This is a genomic window from Aliikangiella coralliicola (assembly GCF_007004725.1).
In the GTDB taxonomy this organism is placed as follows: Bacteria; Pseudomonadota; Gammaproteobacteria; order Enterobacterales; family Kangiellaceae; genus Aliikangiella; species Aliikangiella coralliicola.
This window is the reverse complement of the sequence record NZ_ML660162.1, coordinates 217,968-235,715: the sequence shown is the minus strand read 5'-3', so window position 1 is coordinate 235,715 and position 17,748 is coordinate 217,968. Positions and strand designations below refer to the sequence as shown.

Sequence of the window (17,748 nt, the reverse complement as noted above, 5' to 3'; positions counted from 1 at the left end):
GTTTATGGTCATTTAGAATTCCAGGCCTCTCTATCCCCGGAAGATTTGATGCCGAATTATATTTGGGGTCAATCATTTGAGAAAAATGTTGTGGTCTCGGGAAAGCATTCGGGTAAAATGGGCCGCCTTAAAGAAATCCAAAAACCAATCCATTCATTAACGATAATTATCTTCACTGAACATGAGTTTCCTGGCACAACTGCGACAAAAAAATCCTGAAGCTAATCAAGGGTTAACGGTGTGCTATCGCTTTGAAGCGGTCCAATTTGACTCACTATCGCTTAGTTTGGGCTTAGCTGAACTACGCCAGGGACAACTGGTTGAAGCAGGCAAGAACTATGTCATTCAACGAGAACATCTCCAACATCCACCGCCATTTATTGCGCAATCAGATCTAACAATACTCAAGCAACTGGTTGAAGCTGATCCGCTATGGCATCAAACCGACGAGGGATATTTGCCGCTTACTTGTTATGAGCCGTTGTTGACCGAAATATTAGCCACAGGGCGTTGTTTTATTCGTTTGTCCGATGGGAGTTGGCAAAAGCTAGTTTGTGGTGAGAATATTTCGGTTCAGTTAAACTGGATATTAAAGTCTGACGGGCATTACCAATTGAGTTGGCAGCAGGTATCTCCCTGCGAAACTGCGATGATGCTATTAAGTGTTGACCGATCATTGACTGCGGCAATCGCCTATTCAGAATCTAGTAACAGGCTTCACTTGACGAGCCACCCATATCGCCCGGAAGCGATAAAACTGCTAAATCATATTTGCCAAAAAATCCCTGCAGCTGAAGTTGAAAAATTTCTCGCTGATCATCAATCTCAATGGGATAAATTGGCACTTCCGTTACCGACGCTGTTGCCTATCACTGAATGTCCTGCAGAAATTTCTCCTGTTTTATTGTTTCAGTCGGTCAAGAATCAACAACTATCGCCAACCAGAGAAGAGCAAGTTTCGTTAGCGTTTCGATATGAAGGCGACAACTTTTGCCAATGGATTGGTTATGACGCCGATGATTATGCACTCGATTACTGGAATGGCAAAAATGTGAGGCGTTTTCGTAGAAACCGAGAGCAAGAAGACAAGTATTTAAAGCAACTCTCAAACACAATGTCGGCGTTGGAAAATATTCGTCCCGGTGTTTGGAAAACGGATACAAGTGAAGTCTGGCGGCATCTATTAACTGAGGCTAGAGAAGCGTTAATCAACGCCGGATTTCAGTTTTTGGTTGAAAAAGGTTTCAAGCATCATTATGTGATTGCGAACGACTGGCAAGTGATGGCGCGAGAATCCGGTGCCAGTCATTTTGAGTTGGAGTTATTACTCGGCGTTGAACAAGATACGCTGAATCTATTCGCGTTGCTGGATCAACTGCAGGAATTCAATCGCCACCAAAGTATTCTGACATTATCAGATGGAAGAATGCTACTGCTACCGGCGGAACAAGTGAATGGAATCATGGACGAACTCGGCGACTTGTTAGGTCAGCAAAGCGGCACTTTGCAATTACCGAAAAATCAACTTAATCGACTAGAGTCTTTTGACCAACAGCTGCCGGAAAAAACGCAATGGAAATCCGGACTAGAATATCTTGACCTGGCAAAAAGTCTTTATCAAACGCCCCGGTTGTTAGAGAAAATTCAAAAGGGCGTTAATGCCACGCTACGCCCATATCAATGGTTGGGGATCTGTTGGTTTCAACATTTAAAACGGCACGGCGTAAGTGGGTTATTAGCAGACGATATGGGGCTGGGAAAAACGCTGCAGACTTTAGTTCATCTCAATCTCGAACAGCAACAAAATCAACTCACCAAGCCGGCATTGATTGTCGCCCCGACCAGCCTGTTGCACAACTGGCGGGCGGAAATTAAGAAGTTTACGCCTAATCTTTCTCACATGGTTATCCATGGCGCAAAACGACACCAGCAATGGAAAAAAATTAAAGATTTCGATGTTTTAATTACCAGCTATCAACTGGTGGTTAAAGATCTTGAGCGTTGGCTGCAACAGGACTTCAGCTGGATTGTGCTTGATGAAGCGCAACAGATTAAAAATCCTCGAACACAAATCAGTCAGGCGTTGAAACAATTACAAAGTGATAATCGGTTATGTCTTTCAGGTACACCGGTAGAGAATCATCTGGGCGAGCTTTGGTCGGTGTTAGAATTTTTAATGCCGGGATGTTTGGGCAGTCAAAAAGAATTTAAACATTATTATCGAAAACCGATTGAAAAAGACGCCGATCAAAAACGCATGGCGCAACTTCAGCAACGAATCGCACCTTTTATGCTACGTCGAACTAAAGAGCAGGTCGCAACCGATTTACCGGCAAAGACAGAAATTTATCAGCATATTCAACTGAATGACGATCAACAATTTTTCTATGAACAACAAAAAGAATTTGGGCAGTCCGAAATAGAGCAACAGCTGGAAGAAACTACTCATGGCGGACAAAAGCAAATTTTATTGCTCACTGCATTACTAAAATTAAGACAGGTCTGCTGTGACCCAGCACTTGTGGGAGAGCCGGAAATCAGTTCTTCGAAGCGAGAACATTGTATCGATATGTTGGAAGAGTTAGTTGCCGAGGGGCGTGCGATTTTGGTCTTTTCGCAATTTACCAGCATGTTAGATCTGTTAGGCGAAGATCTGGATAAGCTGAATATCGACTATTTGAAACTGACCGGTCAATCGCAAAACCGGCAGAAAATTGTCGAGGCTTTTCAGCGTGGAGAAGCGCCGGTATTTTTGATCAGTCTTAAAGCCGGTGGTGTCGGGCTTAACCTCACCCGGGCTGACACCGTCATTCATTACGACCCCTGGTGGAATCTTGCCGCAGAACAACAAGCGACCGACCGTGCTCATCGTATCGGGCAGGACAAACCGGTTTTTGTCTATAAGCTGATAACAGAAAATACCATCGAAGAAAAAATTGCCCAGCTGCAAAAATATAAGGCGCAAATTAGCCAACATATTAATCATCAAGCTCAATTAAGCGGTGAACAATTCGCATTAAAATTAGAAGATTTGATGAGTCTTTGGAAACAGGAGATAAAGACAACATGATAACTATCGCGACTATCGATCAACAGCTCAGCCAGCAAAGTCGATTTTGTCTGATTGATTGGTTGTTAACGGATAATTTTATTGATTACTCGGAATATGAAGCCTGGCGATATGAAAAAAATGAATTGCTCATTGATGCTATTCAACTCAACCAAGAAGCCCTAAGAAATTTATTAGCGGATACCGAGCGACACTGCCGCAGTTTAGGTCTGGTCTCGGAACCTCAAGAATATTTTAGCTGGACTAATGAGAAACGAAAAATTTTATCTGCCAGTCATAATTCTCAACAAAACAGTCAGCTAACTCAATGTTGGTTAAGACCACAAGACCAACCTCAGCTTGATTTATTTATGGATAACACGGCGCAGTTAGTCGAACACGAATTGTTGCAATACCTCGAAGCGCGGCAGTTTTCTCTGGCGCAAAATATCTTGAAAAAACTTTCCGAACTGAATGCTGAATGCCCACGGCTTGGGGGTTACCAGGATTTAATTAATTATGGTTTACATATGCAGGCTAATGAACAAATTGATTCGGAGATGCTAGCGGCGGAGTTAACTGGGTTAAAAACAGAAGTGATGCCACTTGCGGTAGAGGTACTGGGACAGTCAACCAGAGATTATCTTTCATTCGCCTGGCGCCGTTTAGCGAATAATATGGTGAATGTAAACTTCGACCCAGCCCAACCTGAATTACATGCGAGCTTCGCTTTATTAGAAATTCCTGATTATCGAAGCGCGGTCACCGGTTTATTGGCCGACACTAATCTTTATCAGCAACCCATTTTACTCGAACGGTTAGCACGCAGTTATCTGGCGCTCCATCAAGATGATAATGCGATGATCGTGATTTGTTTGTTAATGGAAGCCGATGGCGATTACGCCGAAGATTTACTTGATGACTTGAAGTCTTATGATATTCACAGACAATGGCAAGACTTCTGGGAAGAAAACGATGCTTGGCCAAGAGAGCATTTTCCCGCGTACTTAATGATCAAGAAGCCCGCGTTGATCCATCAGTTAGATAACTTTCCGCCAATGATGAACCCGGTCACTAATGCCATGACTGACTTGATAAAGTTGAAGCTGAATCAAGAAGATGAAATTCCAGCGCGAAAAGCGATGTTAGAGCTGAGCAAAGATCTTTTGTATGTTTATCTGGATAGTTAGTTTTAGTGCTGGGGCGAGTGCTTAAGATGACAGGGAGTTAAACAGACAACGAAAACTGCTGCTCTTTTCGTTCAAAAAATGCTTTTAAAAATTGCGAGAAAAGCCGTGTTTTTGCAGATAAATGATTTTTGTGCGGATAGATTGCAACAATTTCCCGTTGATTAAAACTCCATTCCGGCAACAGAATTTTTAACGAACCTTCTTCGATATCCTGCTTTAAATAGTAATCGGGTAAATAGGCGAGCCCCAGGCCTTTTTTGGCGGCGGCACGAAGGGCTGGTCCACTATTGCTGCGCCAGTGACTCATAACTTTGATTGGCAGCGGCGTATCATCTTCTTGTTTTTTCAGTAACCAGGGTTTGCTGACACCTCTGTCCATAAACAGCAGGCAATTATGATTCTGGATGTTTGCGGGCTCGATCAATTCATTCGTGTTTGCTAGATAACCGGGACTCGCAACGATAAAAAAACGGGTTGTGGCCAAGGGGAGATTGACGACATTAACGTCTTTTCTTTTACCAACCTGTAGGGCGAGATCGTAATATTCTGCAATTAAGTCGATTTTCTTGCTACTAAAATCGAGTTCGATATCGAGTTTGGGGTGCTCTGACAAAAACTCTGCAATGGCTGGAACCAAATGTGATTCACCCAGCAAATGAGGGGAGCTAATTCGTAATAAACCCTGAACCTCTTCCTGAAGTTGATTGACCGAATGCTCTGTATTTTCCAAATCTTCGAGGATCTGCTGGCAACGATGATAATAATATTCACCGGTTTCAGTTAAGGTCAGTTTGCGCGTGGTGCGGTGGAGTAGGCGACTCGCGAGTCTGTCTTCGAGTTTGCTTATCTGCTGGCTGACGTGGCTTTTAGAGATGCCGAGGGTTCTGGCGGCCGCTGAAAATGAGCCACATTTTACGACTTGAACAAATTCTTCAATACCTTGCCAACGACTTATCATTTTGTCCTTCTTGAAAGGTTTTCGATGGTTTGATTGTTTTTATATGAAAACAGAGTTATCACAGTTAGCTATATTATCATCAGATGGAGAACAATGTATGCTTTTAACGTGACTTTCTTTTCACGCCAGCCAACCAAAGAGGGAAAGATGATGAACGAGAACGAACTATTTAATGCGGCCAGTATCATTGCTGCGGCGATTGTAATCGCGGGCGGTGCAATCGGCTCGGGTTTGGGTATCGGCAATGTGGCCGCAAAGTATATCGAAGGGGCTGCCCGCCAACCTGAACTCGCTAAAGATTTACAGGTGAGAACCATGGTTATTGCGGGATTTCTTGATAGCTTGCCGATTATTTCAATCGGTATTGGTCTGCTAATATTATTTGTTAACCCGATGGCGCCGTCGACGTAGATTGAACGCCACTTTAGGAAGCTAAATAGTAGACTTTGTGATCAATGATAAATCCCCCTCAATCCCCCTTTTCAAAAGGGGGAAACTAAGGCTCTCACTTTTTAAAAGGAGAGGTTGAGGGGGGAAGTTCAGATCCTCCCCTTTGAAAAGGGGAGTTAGAAGGGATTTAAGCTCTTACCAATCAGGAACACCTATCCTGTAAAAAACGATGACAATAAAACAACTCTCAAGTAACGACTGGCAAGACGTAGGATTCTCATTCTATCTGTGTACTTTTAATCTATACCCTCAGGATATCGCGGAACGATTTGGCATTGAATTTTTTCAATATGAAGAAGAGGGACTAGGTTTAACTTCTGCCTCAGTTATTCAGATTGAAAATACTAAATTTTGGCTTTTTGCTGCGGTAAATGAGTCAGGATTAGTTGGTTCTGATGATGATTCGGATAATTCCAGCAAAGATGCGTTAAAAGTTTCGGTGAGAGTTTTGAGTTATTGTGCTGATACTAAGCTGGCGCTTGATCTGATTTGTCATGTGCTCCAGGTTGAGCCGTCGTCGCTAAATGCTGTTAATAAAAACCTTGGACCAGGAAAATGGCGACTCACAAGGTTAGATGATAACGGCAACGAAATTGAGATGTATGTTTTCCAGGAAGAACACTGTGCAAGGGCAGTGCGAACGCTGTTTGAGCGTCGGGGCCATAAGCAAGATTATTATGTGAATGAAATAACTTAATCATTTGCTTATGCAATGGCGTTCACTTGATCGTGATCAATTTTAATACTGGCTGCATCGGTAAATTGTCGATATAGATTGGTCGATTTCTCGCTGGTAGAAAATCATGTATGGAACGCTTTTATTAATTCACATTCTTGCCGCCACAATTTGGACGGGCGGTCATATCGTGCTTTCGTTGGTTGTGCTGCCAAAGGTGTTGCGAGAAGGGGCGACCAGGCAGTTACTCGATTTTGAATCGGTTTATGAAAAAATTGGTTTGCCTGCGCTTGTTTTGCAAGTGGTGACTGGTCTTGCTTTAGCCCACCGTTTAATTCCCGATGTGAGTCAGTGGTTTAACCTGGCTGATCCGGTGTCTCATGGTATTGCATTAAAACTGATTTTGCTTACTTTGACTGTGGGTTTTGCCATTGATGCAAAGCTGCGGATTATTCCAAATCTGTCAGAAAGAAATTTGGTGGTAATGGCCTGGCATATTATTCCGGTAACGTGTTTTTCAATTATGTTTGTGGTTGTCGGTGTTTCTTTTCGGACTGGGTGGCTGTGGTAGTTTAGTTTGTGGCTGGATGTTTTGGTGAGAAATTGATTTAACTCGCGTTGATTCGCGAGTTTTTTATAGGTGCTTTATTGTGGCGGAAAAAAGTAGTAGTGAGTTGCCCCTGGTTTATTCATGTTCGGGATGTTCTAACATTGCGCAGTTGGCCAATCAGGTTGCGGTGGAATTAGATCGTGAAAATATTGCTGAGATGTCGTGTATTGCGGGTGTGGGTGGTGGTGTGAAGTCTTTGGTTAAAAAGGCAAAGTCTGGACGCGAGATTATTGCGTTGGATGGTTGCCAATTGCATTGTGTGAAGAGTTGTCTGGCAAATCATGGGGTTGAGTCGACTTATCATTTTACGTTGACGGAGTTTGGGATTAAGAAGCGGTATCGTTGTGATTTTTTGGCTGAGGATGTGGTGGAGGTTAAGAGAAGGGTGGTTGGTGATATTAAGAATAGTTTATGAGCGGTAGATCTTAATAAATGTCTAATAATCACTAAAAACATACCTGTAAGATTTAATTCCCTCGCCTATTAAGCCAGCATTTGTCAATAAAGCTGACTCATTATTAGCTGTAGTTGAATTCAACTAATGTAATATATCATTTGGGGATAAATTGCCCTTTTATTTAGGGGGGAATAAACCTGATACTATATTCAATAATTGCGCTTTTACTAAATGATATTGCCATAGGGCCATTCGCATCGGATGCGACCATGCCTATTATGGTATCGAGAGAGTAGTAAATCTCGACTAATTTAAGAATGTGTAATCGCTGTGTTGTCTATACTAAACTTTACAGATTAAAAAAACGCTAATGGTGTACCCTATGAATCCTGCTCAAGCCTTAAGCTCCCTTGAGAAATTTTCAAAGAGAATGCCATATGGAGTAACCATTAATAACCTTAATGGCGACTACCTACAGGCTAATCAGCAGTTTTGTGAAATTTGCGAATATTCAGAAGAAGAACTGTTAAAAATGAGCTTTCAGGACATCACTCACCCGGATGATGTTACTAGCAATGTTACATTAGACAAAAAGTTGCGTAGTGGTGAAATACCTTTCTACCAACTATCAAAACGCTATAGAACTAAAAGCGGTAAAACCAAACATGTTTTACTCCAGGTAACGATTGTGCGAGATGTAAATAATGTACCTGCTTTTTATTATGCTCAGATAGTCGATATTACTGGCTTAACCCATTTAATTGACGAAAACCATATTGGAGAACTAAGGTGCGAGGCCGAATTCCCTCTCTTACAGCAAAACTCCTCTGCTGCTTATGAAGCACTAAGCCTATATGGGTTGCAAAATATGAGAAAAGTTAATCACTTAAGTCATATCGCGCATGAACTAAAGAACCCATTGAACTCTGTTGTCGGGTTTGGCAACTTAATGAAAACTTTCTATGAAAAAGGAGATCTGCAGAAGGCAAATGAGATTTCGCAAAGATTTAAAGACGGCTGTGATAGGTTGGAATACCTTGTGAATGAACTTCTTGACCTATCGTATTTAGAGTCAGGGCAACTCGAACTAGATGTCTCTGAATTTGATATAGTTCTTCTGGTGGATAATGTCGTTAAATCTATGCAACCCATGAGCACGGAACAAGGAATTGAAATTGAGTTTAAACACAGTTTCGAATCTCCAATCAAGTTTACATCAGACAAAGCTCGTATCCGTGAAATCATTGTCAATTTAGTGAGCAATGGAATTAAATATACAGAAGAAGGAGAGGTGACCATAAAGCTTTTTCAAAATTTAAAAGGAGAGATCGAACTATTAGTTCAGGATACAGGGATTGGAATTAAGGAAGAAAATTTTGAAGCTGTTTTTGACGAGTATAAAAGAGTTCATGGTGTAATGAATAAAGAAGTCGATAGTACTGGACTGGGGTTGCCAATAGTTAAAAAATTGGTAACATTCCTTGGCGGAAAAATTTCACTCGAAAGCAAATTTGGTGAGGGCAGCTTGTTCAGAGTATTGCTCCCTGATTTAAGATAACATATCAAAATTACCAGACAGTCTACCAAAAGCTGTCACAAGAGTTAGAAAATGGATTCGGCTAAAATACAGCCTCACAATTTAAACAAGCGTTAAGACTACTATGAAGAAAATTTCGTTAATACTCCTATTTCTGCCTTTGGCGGTAGATGCTACAGAGATTTGCGGTGACTGGGAAAAAAAGATCGAGCCGGATATGCAAATAAACGAAGCAGACTTTACTAAGGAAAACGCACTAAACTCTCATAAAACAATCGGAGAGCTAATCGAAAGCGGGAAGTTCGAATGGTTTCAACCTCTGAACCATCAAAAATTCATTTATGGGTATTTGCTAAAAAAGCGAGCGTTGAATGCAATTGAAGCTCGTGGAGAGCAAGAAATCAAGTCACTCTATGCGGTGGAGAAATTTTGCAGATTTATCGTAGAAGATGCCTTTTATTATGATTAGTCTTAACCAGACCCGGCAACAGACTAAAAACAGCGCTGCGCGTTAAATAACTAAATGAAATCAGACTTAGACTCTCAAACTTATGATAGGTGGTTGATCGATTCTTGTATCTATCAAGATAATACTTTGGCGATCGAATTGGTTGGCGGTATTCTCTCAAAAGAAAAAGAAGATATTGATCTTGGAGAAGGAAACATAATCAAAGGGGTATATCGAGTTGAACCTAAAGGTCCTCGCTATAGAGTTTACTTTGACGATGTTGTTTTTATACAAGTATTTGATGAGTGCGCAAACAAAGGCCAAGATGATGAGTTTCGAGACGAAGGAGTAATTGGACAATACAAATCCTCTTCATTACTAAGTTATATTAAATCTGAGACATTGATTATGGACATTACTCCCGGGGAATTATTGCACTTTGAAGTAAGGACTGGGGAAGATTGGTTTCATGTTGTTACGCGAGAAGAGCCGAGTATCACTAAAACCGTTACTTAATAAGAGTTAGAAAATGGATTCAGCTAAAAAGCAACTTCATAATTTTAACAAGCGTTAGGCATACGAATTAAAGATCATGAAATATTTAATACCAGTTATAATAGGTTTCACTATAGGTTGCATCGTAACTTCAGCAATATATTTTTTTGAAGATCATTTTTTTTCAGTGAGAATTATCGACCACCAAGAGTGCGAGAACCCGAGATATACTATCCGAATGGAAGATAAAACAATTTTAATTTCAGGCAGTCAAGTTAGTACAGAGCACTCTGGAATGGCATCGAATACGGACACGATTATACATCTTTTTCCGAGCACGTTTTCTGACGAAAAGTTTCAGTACACTGTAGCTGCATCATATGACAATTGTGAAGAATTAGTTAGTACCGCCCGAACAGTAGAGCGCGGATGGCTCTTATACGAATCTATTCGAGAAGGAAAGATCTCACACCAAGTGAGGGCATATTAATGCCTAACACGAAATTACAATATATTCAGGCCATAAGCTCGCCTGAAATTATGACTTAAGCATTATATTTAAAATTTAGGAGTTTTTATGAATAGAGTTATCAAGAATACTGTAATCGGCTTTTTTGCATTTGGAGCATTAACTGCTTGGGCAGATGGACCAGGTTGGACTCAAGAATCTGAAGTTACAGACTTGGTAGTTACCGCAAACGGAGGAATAAACGTTAAATTGTCTCCTCTTTTGCAAAATTGCGTTTCTCAAAGTGGTTATGGGGCTTCTTATGCTTCTATTTATCCCGAACATCCTGGAATTGATAGAATTCAGTCGAATTTACTGGCTGCCATGATGAGTGGTAAAAAGGTTGCACTTTATCTAACAAACGCTCAGTGTAAAGTAACAGAAATACGCATCAAGAAGTAAAAATATAACCATGTATTTCGAATAAATGACGCAAAAAACGTGCGTTTCAATTGAGCATTAACCGAATATGAGCATCAAAGAACAACTTGTTAATTCAATTGTTTGCCACAATTCAGAAAAAGTGCAGTCGATTTTGGAGAAACATCCAGAAATGAAAGATGCGAAGTGTGATAGTTTTAACTCACCCATGCTTCATCTCGCCATTGAGAAAAGTAACGAAGAAATAGTTACTCTGTTACTTGCTGCGGGTTCAAATCCCAATAACCAAGATTCAAAGGGCAATACAGCATTACACAAAGCAGCAACTTTAGGAAGTTTAGAAAAATGCAAAGTACTTATTGAGTGGAATGCTAATCCTAAAATACCAATGAATGGAGGTTATTTGCCATTCAATGCTGCGTTAAACTCTAAGAATCAAGAGCTAGTAGATTATTTAAGGATGAAAACACATGGTTAGAGTGGTAGTTAACAATGTGCTGGAATTTAGCGTAAACAACACACAAACTAAGACAACGCTTGAATTTTTTAACTAGGCGTTAAATGCACGAAGAAATGAGTAGTATCCCTGAAAAATATTGGCAGCCGAGAGTGGTGAGGCATACCGCGCCTAATGGAACAGAGCTTTTTGGAATTCATGAGATTTACTTTAAGAATCATGGAGAAGATGTGGAGGGGGTTACTCAGGATTCGCTCTCTAATAAATTTGAAAGTGTTGAACTTTTAGCGAAAAATTTGAGAAATTTTATCAACTCAGGTGAAGAGTATATTCAGTGCGGTGACAGGAATTATAAGTATTATCTTCAAGATGTTGAGCGCTGGTTAGAATATATTGATGCCTCGATAATAGATTACTTTGAGTGATTAATTATTAGATAATGAGGCGTTTAACAAGACAACGAAGGTTTAAGCAGTGAATAGCGCTGTTTTCCTTGTTTTAGGTGTTATAGCTATAAAGGATCTTGAATGCCTGCGTATATGTGTAAATGCAGAACTAGAGTTTCAGTTGGCAGAATTCCATGTGACCATCAATGGAACTTCATGTCTGATGTTGAACTCGATAGGTATGAAGATAAAGCTGATGTTGAGGAACTTTATAAAGAGATGAAGGAATTCTTTAAATGTCCGTCGTGTGAACGATTGGCAATGTTTTGGGATGGTTGGGATAGTAATCCTACTTTCTATATTGAGGACAACTAAGCGTTGGACAGAGATAGCAAGGCATTGGAAGAAGGCCGACACGAAAAATGCGCGTTTCAAATGAGTGTTACTTTTATTAGGGAGAATTATGGAATTTATCTACGAATTGCTTGAGAAGGAGGTTGGAAAGCTCCTATCAAAAATTAAAGTTTGCGAGAACTTAGAGGAAAAGGCTGAACTTATCGGTAAAAAGAACTTGGCGGAACATTCTATTCGACTGCTCAAGAAATGTGATGAAAACGGTGTTGGTGCAGGTTCTATTTTTACAAAGTTACCAAGAAAGGTATGTGATTCACCGAGTAGTGATTATCGAATTATTGAAGACCTAGAAACAGACGATAACAAATATTGGACCGAAGTGAATATAGAAGGTAAGCGGCTTGGAAATGTTCGACTAGGTGAAGGTGATGTTGTTATTGAGCTATAAACTAAAACGTATCCGATCGGGAATAAATGGGGAAAGAATAGATGAGCATATATCACTTAGAAATTAGCAGTGAAGCTTGTGGCGCAAAGCTGTTCCCATTAAAGGATGGTCGGTATCAAAAAATAACAAACGGATCACTTGAACCTGTTCTAGTTGGTGTGAAGTACATTCTTATTAAAAAGGAAATAGCAGAATATCTTAAGTCATTGGATATCGATAGGATTAGTTTTAAGCCTGTAATCATCTATGATAGAACTGATGAATCTGAAAATTCTAGCTATGAACAAATGATAGTTAATCACCATTTTCATACTACTGAATTTAATGATGTTGATACTTCAGGAAAGCAGTTTTTGCTATTTAATTATGAATATCTGTTCGTGACATCGGAATTAAAAGATATATTGGATAAGTCGAAATTCGACTTTGAATTTAGCTATGGCTTTAGCAATTTTTGCTAGAATACGTAACAAGGCAACGAAGATTGAAGCCCTAAAAAAGCGCAGCTCAACTTGTTTAGGCGCTAATCAACTAAATGAAATCAGACTTAGACTCTCAAACTTATGATAGGTGGTTGATCGATTCTTGTATCTATCAAGATAATACTTTAGCGATCGAATTGATTGGCGATATTCCTTCAAAAGAAAAAGAAGATATTGATCTTGGAGAAGGAAGCATAATCAAAGGGGCGTATCGAGTTGAACCTAAAGGTCCTCACTATAGGGTTTACTTTGACGATGTTGTTTTTATGCAGGTATTTGATGAATGCGCAAACAAAGGCCAAGATGATGAGTTTCGAGATGAAGGAGTAATTGGACAATACAAATCCTCTTCATTACTAAGTTATATTAAATCTGAGACATTGATTATGGACATTACTCCCGGGGATTTATTGCACTTTGAAGTAAGGACTGGGGAAGATTGGTTTCATGTTGTTACGCGAGAAGAGCCGAGCATCACTAAAACCGTTACTTAATAAGAGTTAGAAAATGGATTCAACTAAAAAGCTGCCTCACAATTTAAATAAGCATTAGGAATCATCAAATGGAAAAGATCGGGTTAGCTCCTGAAGGAAAACAATACGTGTTAAGAACTGTGAGTATTAGCGGCAGGGTAAAAGATATTTTAAACTTTGTGCAAGAAGAGTTTACTGATTCGCTTCAGACTGCGAAAAAGAGAATTAAGACTGGTGGGCTCCTTGTAGCGGTTCGTTCAAAGTCCGAAGCAGATAAGCATGTTGCATATTATGCAGAACATGGACTGAAAACGAGTTACGAATTAGAAGATGAACTTTGGTAGTAATTTGAGAGAACTCATTAAAATTTCAGCAGACAGTCTGTAAAATTGGACAGTCTACCAAAAGGTGTCACCGATCGAAAACTATAGATCTGCAGAGCAAAGGACAGGTTAATTTAAAGGGATGTTAAAAAGTGCGTCAGGATTTAAACGCAGTAAAGTCGCATTAATCCGGCATTGACTTAAAAGCTAAGTTGAGTAAGTATCAGATATCCTTAAATAATTCAGTAAAATCTAAACTATTGTTTGAGTTAAAATGCGATTTATTGAATGCAATCAGCTGTTATACGCGAATAAAGGGCAGCATTAAATTGAAAACTGTAATATTAATTTTATGCTTGATTGCGGGTAATGCTACGGCAAAAGAGCCTTCTATACACGATGCGCATAATAAAGACGAAGCTTTTGGAATGATGTATACATTAATAATGAAGTTTAAAGTTTACGTATTTATGTGTGATAAGTACCATCCAGACCTATCAAATAGCTTTGCAGATTCGATAGATTTATGGAATGAAAGACATGAAAAATCTTTATCTAACTATGCTTCTTACTTTGAAGAAGTGCCTAAAAAAGAAATGGATGAATTAGTGGCTTTAAATAAGAAGGTTTACGAAAGACGTATTATTCAATTCAATCGTATGAGTTCAGAAGAACAAAAAGCTATGTGTAATAAGCAGATTAAGGATCTGAGAGATAATATTTATGAAAGCGAAATACCCAATATGTTTAAATTGCTAAGAGGTGAATAGTTGTACAGTCTTAATTTTAGACATTTGAGTATTTTGAATAACCAGAGTCAGGAGTTCAACTCGTGCCTCGTAAACTCAGGCAAGCTTTATGTGCGGAACTAGAAGTATGAGTAACCCTTTAGATTTTGAGAGAGCTAAAACTGACAGTATTATTATGGGCTTTGATGGTCATCTTATGAATAATACTAAGTGGGTGAAACTCTTAAATGCTTTATCTGATTCAGATTTAGTACTAGAGAGCAAAGTTAAATTAGTTTGGGACGATGAACTTAGAGACTTTAGAATTAGATACGCTGGATATTGTCATGATTTTTATGACACTAACATGGAAGCGATGATCAGCGGATATCCTAAGGGATTCTATGACTATAAAGAAATCGAGTGGGTCGACTTTCCTGCCGAGGCTGAAGTCGTAGTAAATCCTGATAATATAAAGTCTGGAACTAGACAGGTAGCTCAAGATATTCAAGCAATATGTAAAATCATAAGTAATATTGGAATGTTTGAACTTGAGTCTAGTGATTCCAATCTCAGACTATATGGCTACAAATAAAGTACGTAACATGTTTGTAAATTTAACGTTCGCAGGCTCACTAGAATTACAAAAGCGTTATGCACTATCAAGGAACAATGTTTGATTTACCTAAAACTATCAGTTAACAACTTTCGAGAAACACTGGACTTCTATTCTAAGAAGATAGGTCTTTTTTCTGGGAGCTATAATCGGCTAATTTGCGAATCCGGACCTGAGCTAATTATTGATTTACTCGAAGTTGGTTCGGAAGACCATTTGAGAGTCTTCGAAAGTGTTTCACATGTGAAATCATCTTTCACTATTCTGCACGAAGAAAATACTAAAATTGAGCTACTTGGTAGGCTTAAAGAGTATGGTGTCGAGTTTAAGAAAGAACCAAATTTGATAGCAGAATTTATTGATATTAAAGATCCGTCTGGAAACGCAATTTCGATCGGTGCGAGTCATGGTTGCATCCGTTAGAATGCATAACAAGGCAACGAAGATTGAAGCAGTGAAAGGCACTGCTCAACTTGTTTAGGCGTTACGCACATGAAGGGAATTATATACTTCACAATCTTGTTAATTTCGCCTTTCGCAAGCGCAGATACGGGCAACGAGACATGTAAAATGGGAGCTCTTAAAGCAACATTGGAATGTCTTGCAAAAAAACTAGAAGCTGCTAAGGACGATTTAAATTCTGTTTTGGAGATGATTCAGAGAGAGCGTGCCGAAGATAAACTTTTTATCCGCGGGTTTAATAACGCTCAAAATAAATGGAAAGAAAGCCTTAAGTCTGATTGTGATTCCATTTATGACTTATGGCGCTACGGCTCAGTGAAAAATGTAAAATGGATGCAGTGTAAAATTGAACTGACAAAACAAAGGATATATTTTATCAATAAATATTATGTCACAGAGGCTGAAGGTATTTAACCAGACGCGGCATTCGACAAAAAAAGCGCTGCGCAATTTTGCGGCTGCGCTCGACATTAGGCGAGTTAAGAAATGGCAGTGAACGAAGAAAAGTATCGACGCATGGAACTACGGAAGGAAACAGGCACTCGTGTTATTACACCTCCTGAACCTCCTGCTTATAATCGTGGGCCTGAATATTTGATAGCCCACGCTTGTTTTTCTTGCTGTAAGAGCTTCAAGCAACCAGATAAACCTGAGGACGAAAGAAATATCTGTCCTGATTGCGGTAGAATTGTATATCGGATGGGGAGAAGTTTTACTGCACCAAAAAAGTCTGACTTAAAGCAATGGAGAAAGGTGCAACTTCTTTATGCCGAAGGCTTTCGATTCTTCGGTAGCGGCATGCATGACGGACCTAAACTCCCGGCGAAATTGAGTGATGTTGAAATTTTCCTTAAAGATAACCCACATCACCCACTTAAAGTTGCTGCGCCTAACCAGGCACTGAAAATAGAAGCACAAAAAACGCTATCAAATTAGCTAAGCTTTAAGGTTTACGAGAAAGGTATGTCGACAAGCATAAAATAACAAGCAGACAGTCTGTTAAAGTTTTAATTGATAGAGTGTCTCCTTAATTTTTTAGAGAATAGCTATCAGTTGAATGTCTGATTAATTTGTTTAGCCTAAAAAAGGGACGTACGTTCGGAAAATACTTTCCTTTTAGATCAAGAGGTTCAGATCACTTGAACCGCCATTAGATAGATTACAAAATCTAAATTAACTATCAGGCAAAAGGTCTAAGATTAATTTGTTATACTGTTAGTGTCTAAGTACAATTATTCAAGGATGTTCAAATAATGAAAAAAAGTATAATTCTAGCGCTTCTCTTACTGTTTCAGTTAGGTTGTTCTTCTACTCTTTTGTTGTCCCCCCAACCCTATGAAGGGCAAGAACAAATATATAAAGAAGGCATACAAACCATTTTGTCCGCTAAGAACTCTTTGGTAGCTGTAAGGCCAGCTTTTAATCAATACCAATCTAATCAAAGACCTCGCTTTGTTGTCAGTGTGTTAAATGGTACAGATACTCCCTATGATTTTTCCGTAGAAAATGTTCGAGTGACGGTAGATGGCTTTGAGCATAAAGTGTTTACCTATGAAGAATTAGTAGCAGAGATAAAATCAAACCAGATGTGGGCTGCTATTGGAGCTGCTTTAAACTCAATGAGCCGCAGTATGCAGGCGCAACAAGCTGGTACTACTTATCATACAGGAGCAGTAAACAGCACAGTCAATAATTCTTACGGACAAAATCTAGGGACTATCAATAGTAGTTACTCTGGATATTCTTATAACTATGCGGCCGTACAACAAGCCCAAGCCGCTAATAACGCTCAGACTCAAACGGAGATGGCAAACATTAGAAACAACGCAGAAATGGCACTCAATAACTTAAGCAGTACGATATTAAAAAGAAATACAGTCTTACCGCAGCAAACTCAAGGAGGCTACATCGTGATAGATGAATTAGACAATCTTAAGGTGCCGCACGAGATATTGATAAAAATCATACTTAATGATGAGGAGCATATCTTCAGGTTTAATCATAGGATGCTTCAGTGAAATGAAAAAATAATCGATAGTAGCTAGACACTCTACCTATTTATTCTCTCACGAATTAAAGTGTTAGCTTTCAATCGACAGAGTGTCTACATAAGGTGTTTCTTGAGAAGATGGGAAACTGGGCTGCCTCTACTCGGAGTTTCCGTTTATTAGTGATTTTGCTGAGTTGAAAGTCGGTTGGCAAGCTCGCAGGGATGACGAACTAGCAGAGTGGGATGTTTACGAATCTGAATACGAGTAAAAATATAACCATACGTTGCAATATTTGAGGTTAAATTACGCGTGAACTTTTGAATTGAGCG

The 17,748-nt window shown here is 39.4% G+C and carries 24 protein-coding genes; 23 read left to right on the top strand and 1 reads right to left on the bottom strand.

Features of this window, described 5'->3' with window-relative positions:
* The first annotated feature begins 238 nt into the window (after positions 1-238).
* Together FLL46_RS07180 and FLL46_RS07175 are read left to right on the top strand one after the other, a co-directional pair.
* A complete protein-coding gene (locus FLL46_RS07180; protein ID WP_168204081.1) occupies positions 239-3,070 on the top strand; it encodes a DEAD/DEAH box helicase in 2,832 nt (943 codons plus the stop codon).
* Positions 3,067-4,239 carry a hypothetical protein gene (locus tag FLL46_RS07175; RefSeq protein WP_142892810.1) on the top strand — a complete coding sequence of 391 codons (1,173 nt, stop codon included), beginning with the start codon at positions 3,067-3,069 and terminating at the stop codon, positions 4,237-4,239. The genes FLL46_RS07180 and FLL46_RS07175 overlap by 4 nt, the downstream gene beginning before the upstream one ends.
* A gap of 37 nt (positions 4,240-4,276) precedes the next feature.
* Here FLL46_RS07175 and FLL46_RS07170 read toward each other — a convergent pair whose 3' ends face one another.
* On the bottom strand, positions 4,277-5,197 hold the full coding sequence (locus FLL46_RS07170; protein WP_142892809.1) for a LysR family transcriptional regulator: 921 nt from the start codon (positions 5,195-5,197) through the stop codon (positions 4,277-4,279).
* Positions 5,198-5,290: 93 nt separating this feature from the next.
* Between FLL46_RS07170 and atpE the strand changes: the two genes are divergently transcribed.
* The 21 genes from atpE (at position 5,291) to FLL46_RS07065 (ending at position 17,446) form a co-directional block, all read left to right on the top strand.
* Positions 5,291-5,608 carry a F0F1 ATP synthase subunit C gene (gene atpE / locus FLL46_RS07165; RefSeq protein ID WP_425456719.1) on the top strand — a complete coding sequence of 106 codons (318 nt, stop codon included), beginning with the start codon at positions 5,291-5,293 and terminating at the stop codon, positions 5,606-5,608.
* A 208-nt stretch (positions 5,609-5,816) separates the two neighbouring features.
* Positions 5,817-6,344, top strand: a complete 528-nt coding sequence (locus tag FLL46_RS27320) for a hypothetical protein (RefSeq protein ID WP_210418619.1) — start codon at positions 5,817-5,819, stop codon at positions 6,342-6,344.
* Positions 6,345-6,450: 106 nt separating this feature from the next.
* Complete coding sequence (locus FLL46_RS07155) at positions 6,451-6,894, top strand: copper resistance protein CopD (RefSeq protein ID WP_142892808.1); 444 nt, start codon at positions 6,451-6,453, stop codon at positions 6,892-6,894.
* A 79-nt stretch (positions 6,895-6,973) separates the two neighbouring features.
* Positions 6,974-7,348 carry a putative zinc-binding protein gene (locus tag FLL46_RS07150; protein WP_210418618.1) on the top strand — a complete coding sequence of 125 codons (375 nt, stop codon included), beginning with the start codon at positions 6,974-6,976 and terminating at the stop codon, positions 7,346-7,348.
* 364 nt (positions 7,349-7,712) lie between these two features.
* Complete coding sequence (locus FLL46_RS07145; RefSeq protein WP_168204080.1) at positions 7,713-8,888, top strand: sensor histidine kinase; 1,176 nt, start codon at positions 7,713-7,715, stop codon at positions 8,886-8,888.
* 103 nt (positions 8,889-8,991) lie between these two features.
* The gene (locus FLL46_RS07140; protein ID WP_142892805.1) at positions 8,992-9,336 is read left to right on the top strand and encodes a hypothetical protein; all 345 of its coding nucleotides are present in this window, start codon (positions 8,992-8,994) and stop codon (positions 9,334-9,336) included.
* A 54-nt stretch (positions 9,337-9,390) separates the two neighbouring features.
* Entirely contained in the window at positions 9,391-9,831 is a 441-nt protein-coding gene (locus FLL46_RS07135) for a hypothetical protein (RefSeq protein WP_142892804.1), read from the top strand.
* A 556-nt stretch (positions 9,832-10,387) separates the two neighbouring features.
* On the top strand, positions 10,388-10,720 hold the full coding sequence (locus FLL46_RS07130; protein ID WP_142892803.1) for a hypothetical protein: 333 nt from the start codon (positions 10,388-10,390) through the stop codon (positions 10,718-10,720).
* Positions 10,721-10,787: 67 nt separating this feature from the next.
* Positions 10,788-11,177 carry an ankyrin repeat domain-containing protein gene (locus tag FLL46_RS07125; protein ID WP_142892802.1) on the top strand — a complete coding sequence of 130 codons (390 nt, stop codon included), beginning with the start codon at positions 10,788-10,790 and terminating at the stop codon, positions 11,175-11,177.
* A gap of 83 nt (positions 11,178-11,260) precedes the next feature.
* The gene (locus tag FLL46_RS07120) at positions 11,261-11,581 is read left to right on the top strand and encodes a hypothetical protein (protein ID WP_142892801.1); all 321 of its coding nucleotides are present in this window, start codon (positions 11,261-11,263) and stop codon (positions 11,579-11,581) included.
* 102 nt (positions 11,582-11,683) lie between these two features.
* The gene (locus FLL46_RS07115; protein ID WP_142892800.1) at positions 11,684-11,917 is read left to right on the top strand and encodes a hypothetical protein; all 234 of its coding nucleotides are present in this window, start codon (positions 11,684-11,686) and stop codon (positions 11,915-11,917) included.
* A gap of 88 nt (positions 11,918-12,005) precedes the next feature.
* Entirely contained in the window at positions 12,006-12,344 is a 339-nt protein-coding gene (locus FLL46_RS07110; RefSeq protein ID WP_142892799.1) for a hypothetical protein, read from the top strand.
* A 41-nt stretch (positions 12,345-12,385) separates the two neighbouring features.
* Entirely contained in the window at positions 12,386-12,805 is a 420-nt protein-coding gene (locus FLL46_RS07105) for a hypothetical protein (RefSeq protein ID WP_142892798.1), read from the top strand.
* Between the two features lie 74 nt (positions 12,806-12,879).
* Positions 12,880-13,320 carry a hypothetical protein gene (locus FLL46_RS07100; protein ID WP_142892797.1) on the top strand — a complete coding sequence of 147 codons (441 nt, stop codon included), beginning with the start codon at positions 12,880-12,882 and terminating at the stop codon, positions 13,318-13,320.
* Positions 13,321-13,388: 68 nt separating this feature from the next.
* Entirely contained in the window at positions 13,389-13,643 is a 255-nt protein-coding gene (locus FLL46_RS07095; protein WP_142892796.1) for a hypothetical protein, read from the top strand.
* Between the two features lie 308 nt (positions 13,644-13,951).
* Positions 13,952-14,392 (top strand): hypothetical protein, encoded by a 441-nt coding sequence (locus FLL46_RS07090; protein ID WP_142892795.1) that lies wholly within the window; start codon positions 13,952-13,954, stop codon positions 14,390-14,392.
* A 106-nt stretch (positions 14,393-14,498) separates the two neighbouring features.
* The gene (locus FLL46_RS07085) at positions 14,499-14,945 is read left to right on the top strand and encodes a DUF6678 family protein (protein ID WP_142892794.1); all 447 of its coding nucleotides are present in this window, start codon (positions 14,499-14,501) and stop codon (positions 14,943-14,945) included.
* Between the two features lie 81 nt (positions 14,946-15,026).
* Entirely contained in the window at positions 15,027-15,389 is a 363-nt protein-coding gene (locus tag FLL46_RS07080; RefSeq protein WP_142892793.1) for a VOC family protein, read from the top strand.
* 69 nt (positions 15,390-15,458) lie between these two features.
* Complete coding sequence (locus tag FLL46_RS07075) at positions 15,459-15,842, top strand: lysozyme inhibitor LprI family protein (protein ID WP_142892792.1); 384 nt, start codon at positions 15,459-15,461, stop codon at positions 15,840-15,842.
* 72 nt (positions 15,843-15,914) lie between these two features.
* Complete coding sequence (locus FLL46_RS07070; protein WP_142892791.1) at positions 15,915-16,364, top strand: hypothetical protein; 450 nt, start codon at positions 15,915-15,917, stop codon at positions 16,362-16,364.
* A 317-nt stretch (positions 16,365-16,681) separates the two neighbouring features.
* Positions 16,682-17,446, top strand: a complete 765-nt coding sequence (locus tag FLL46_RS07065; protein ID WP_142892790.1) for a hypothetical protein — start codon at positions 16,682-16,684, stop codon at positions 17,444-17,446.
* Positions 17,447-17,748 lie beyond the last annotated feature (302 nt).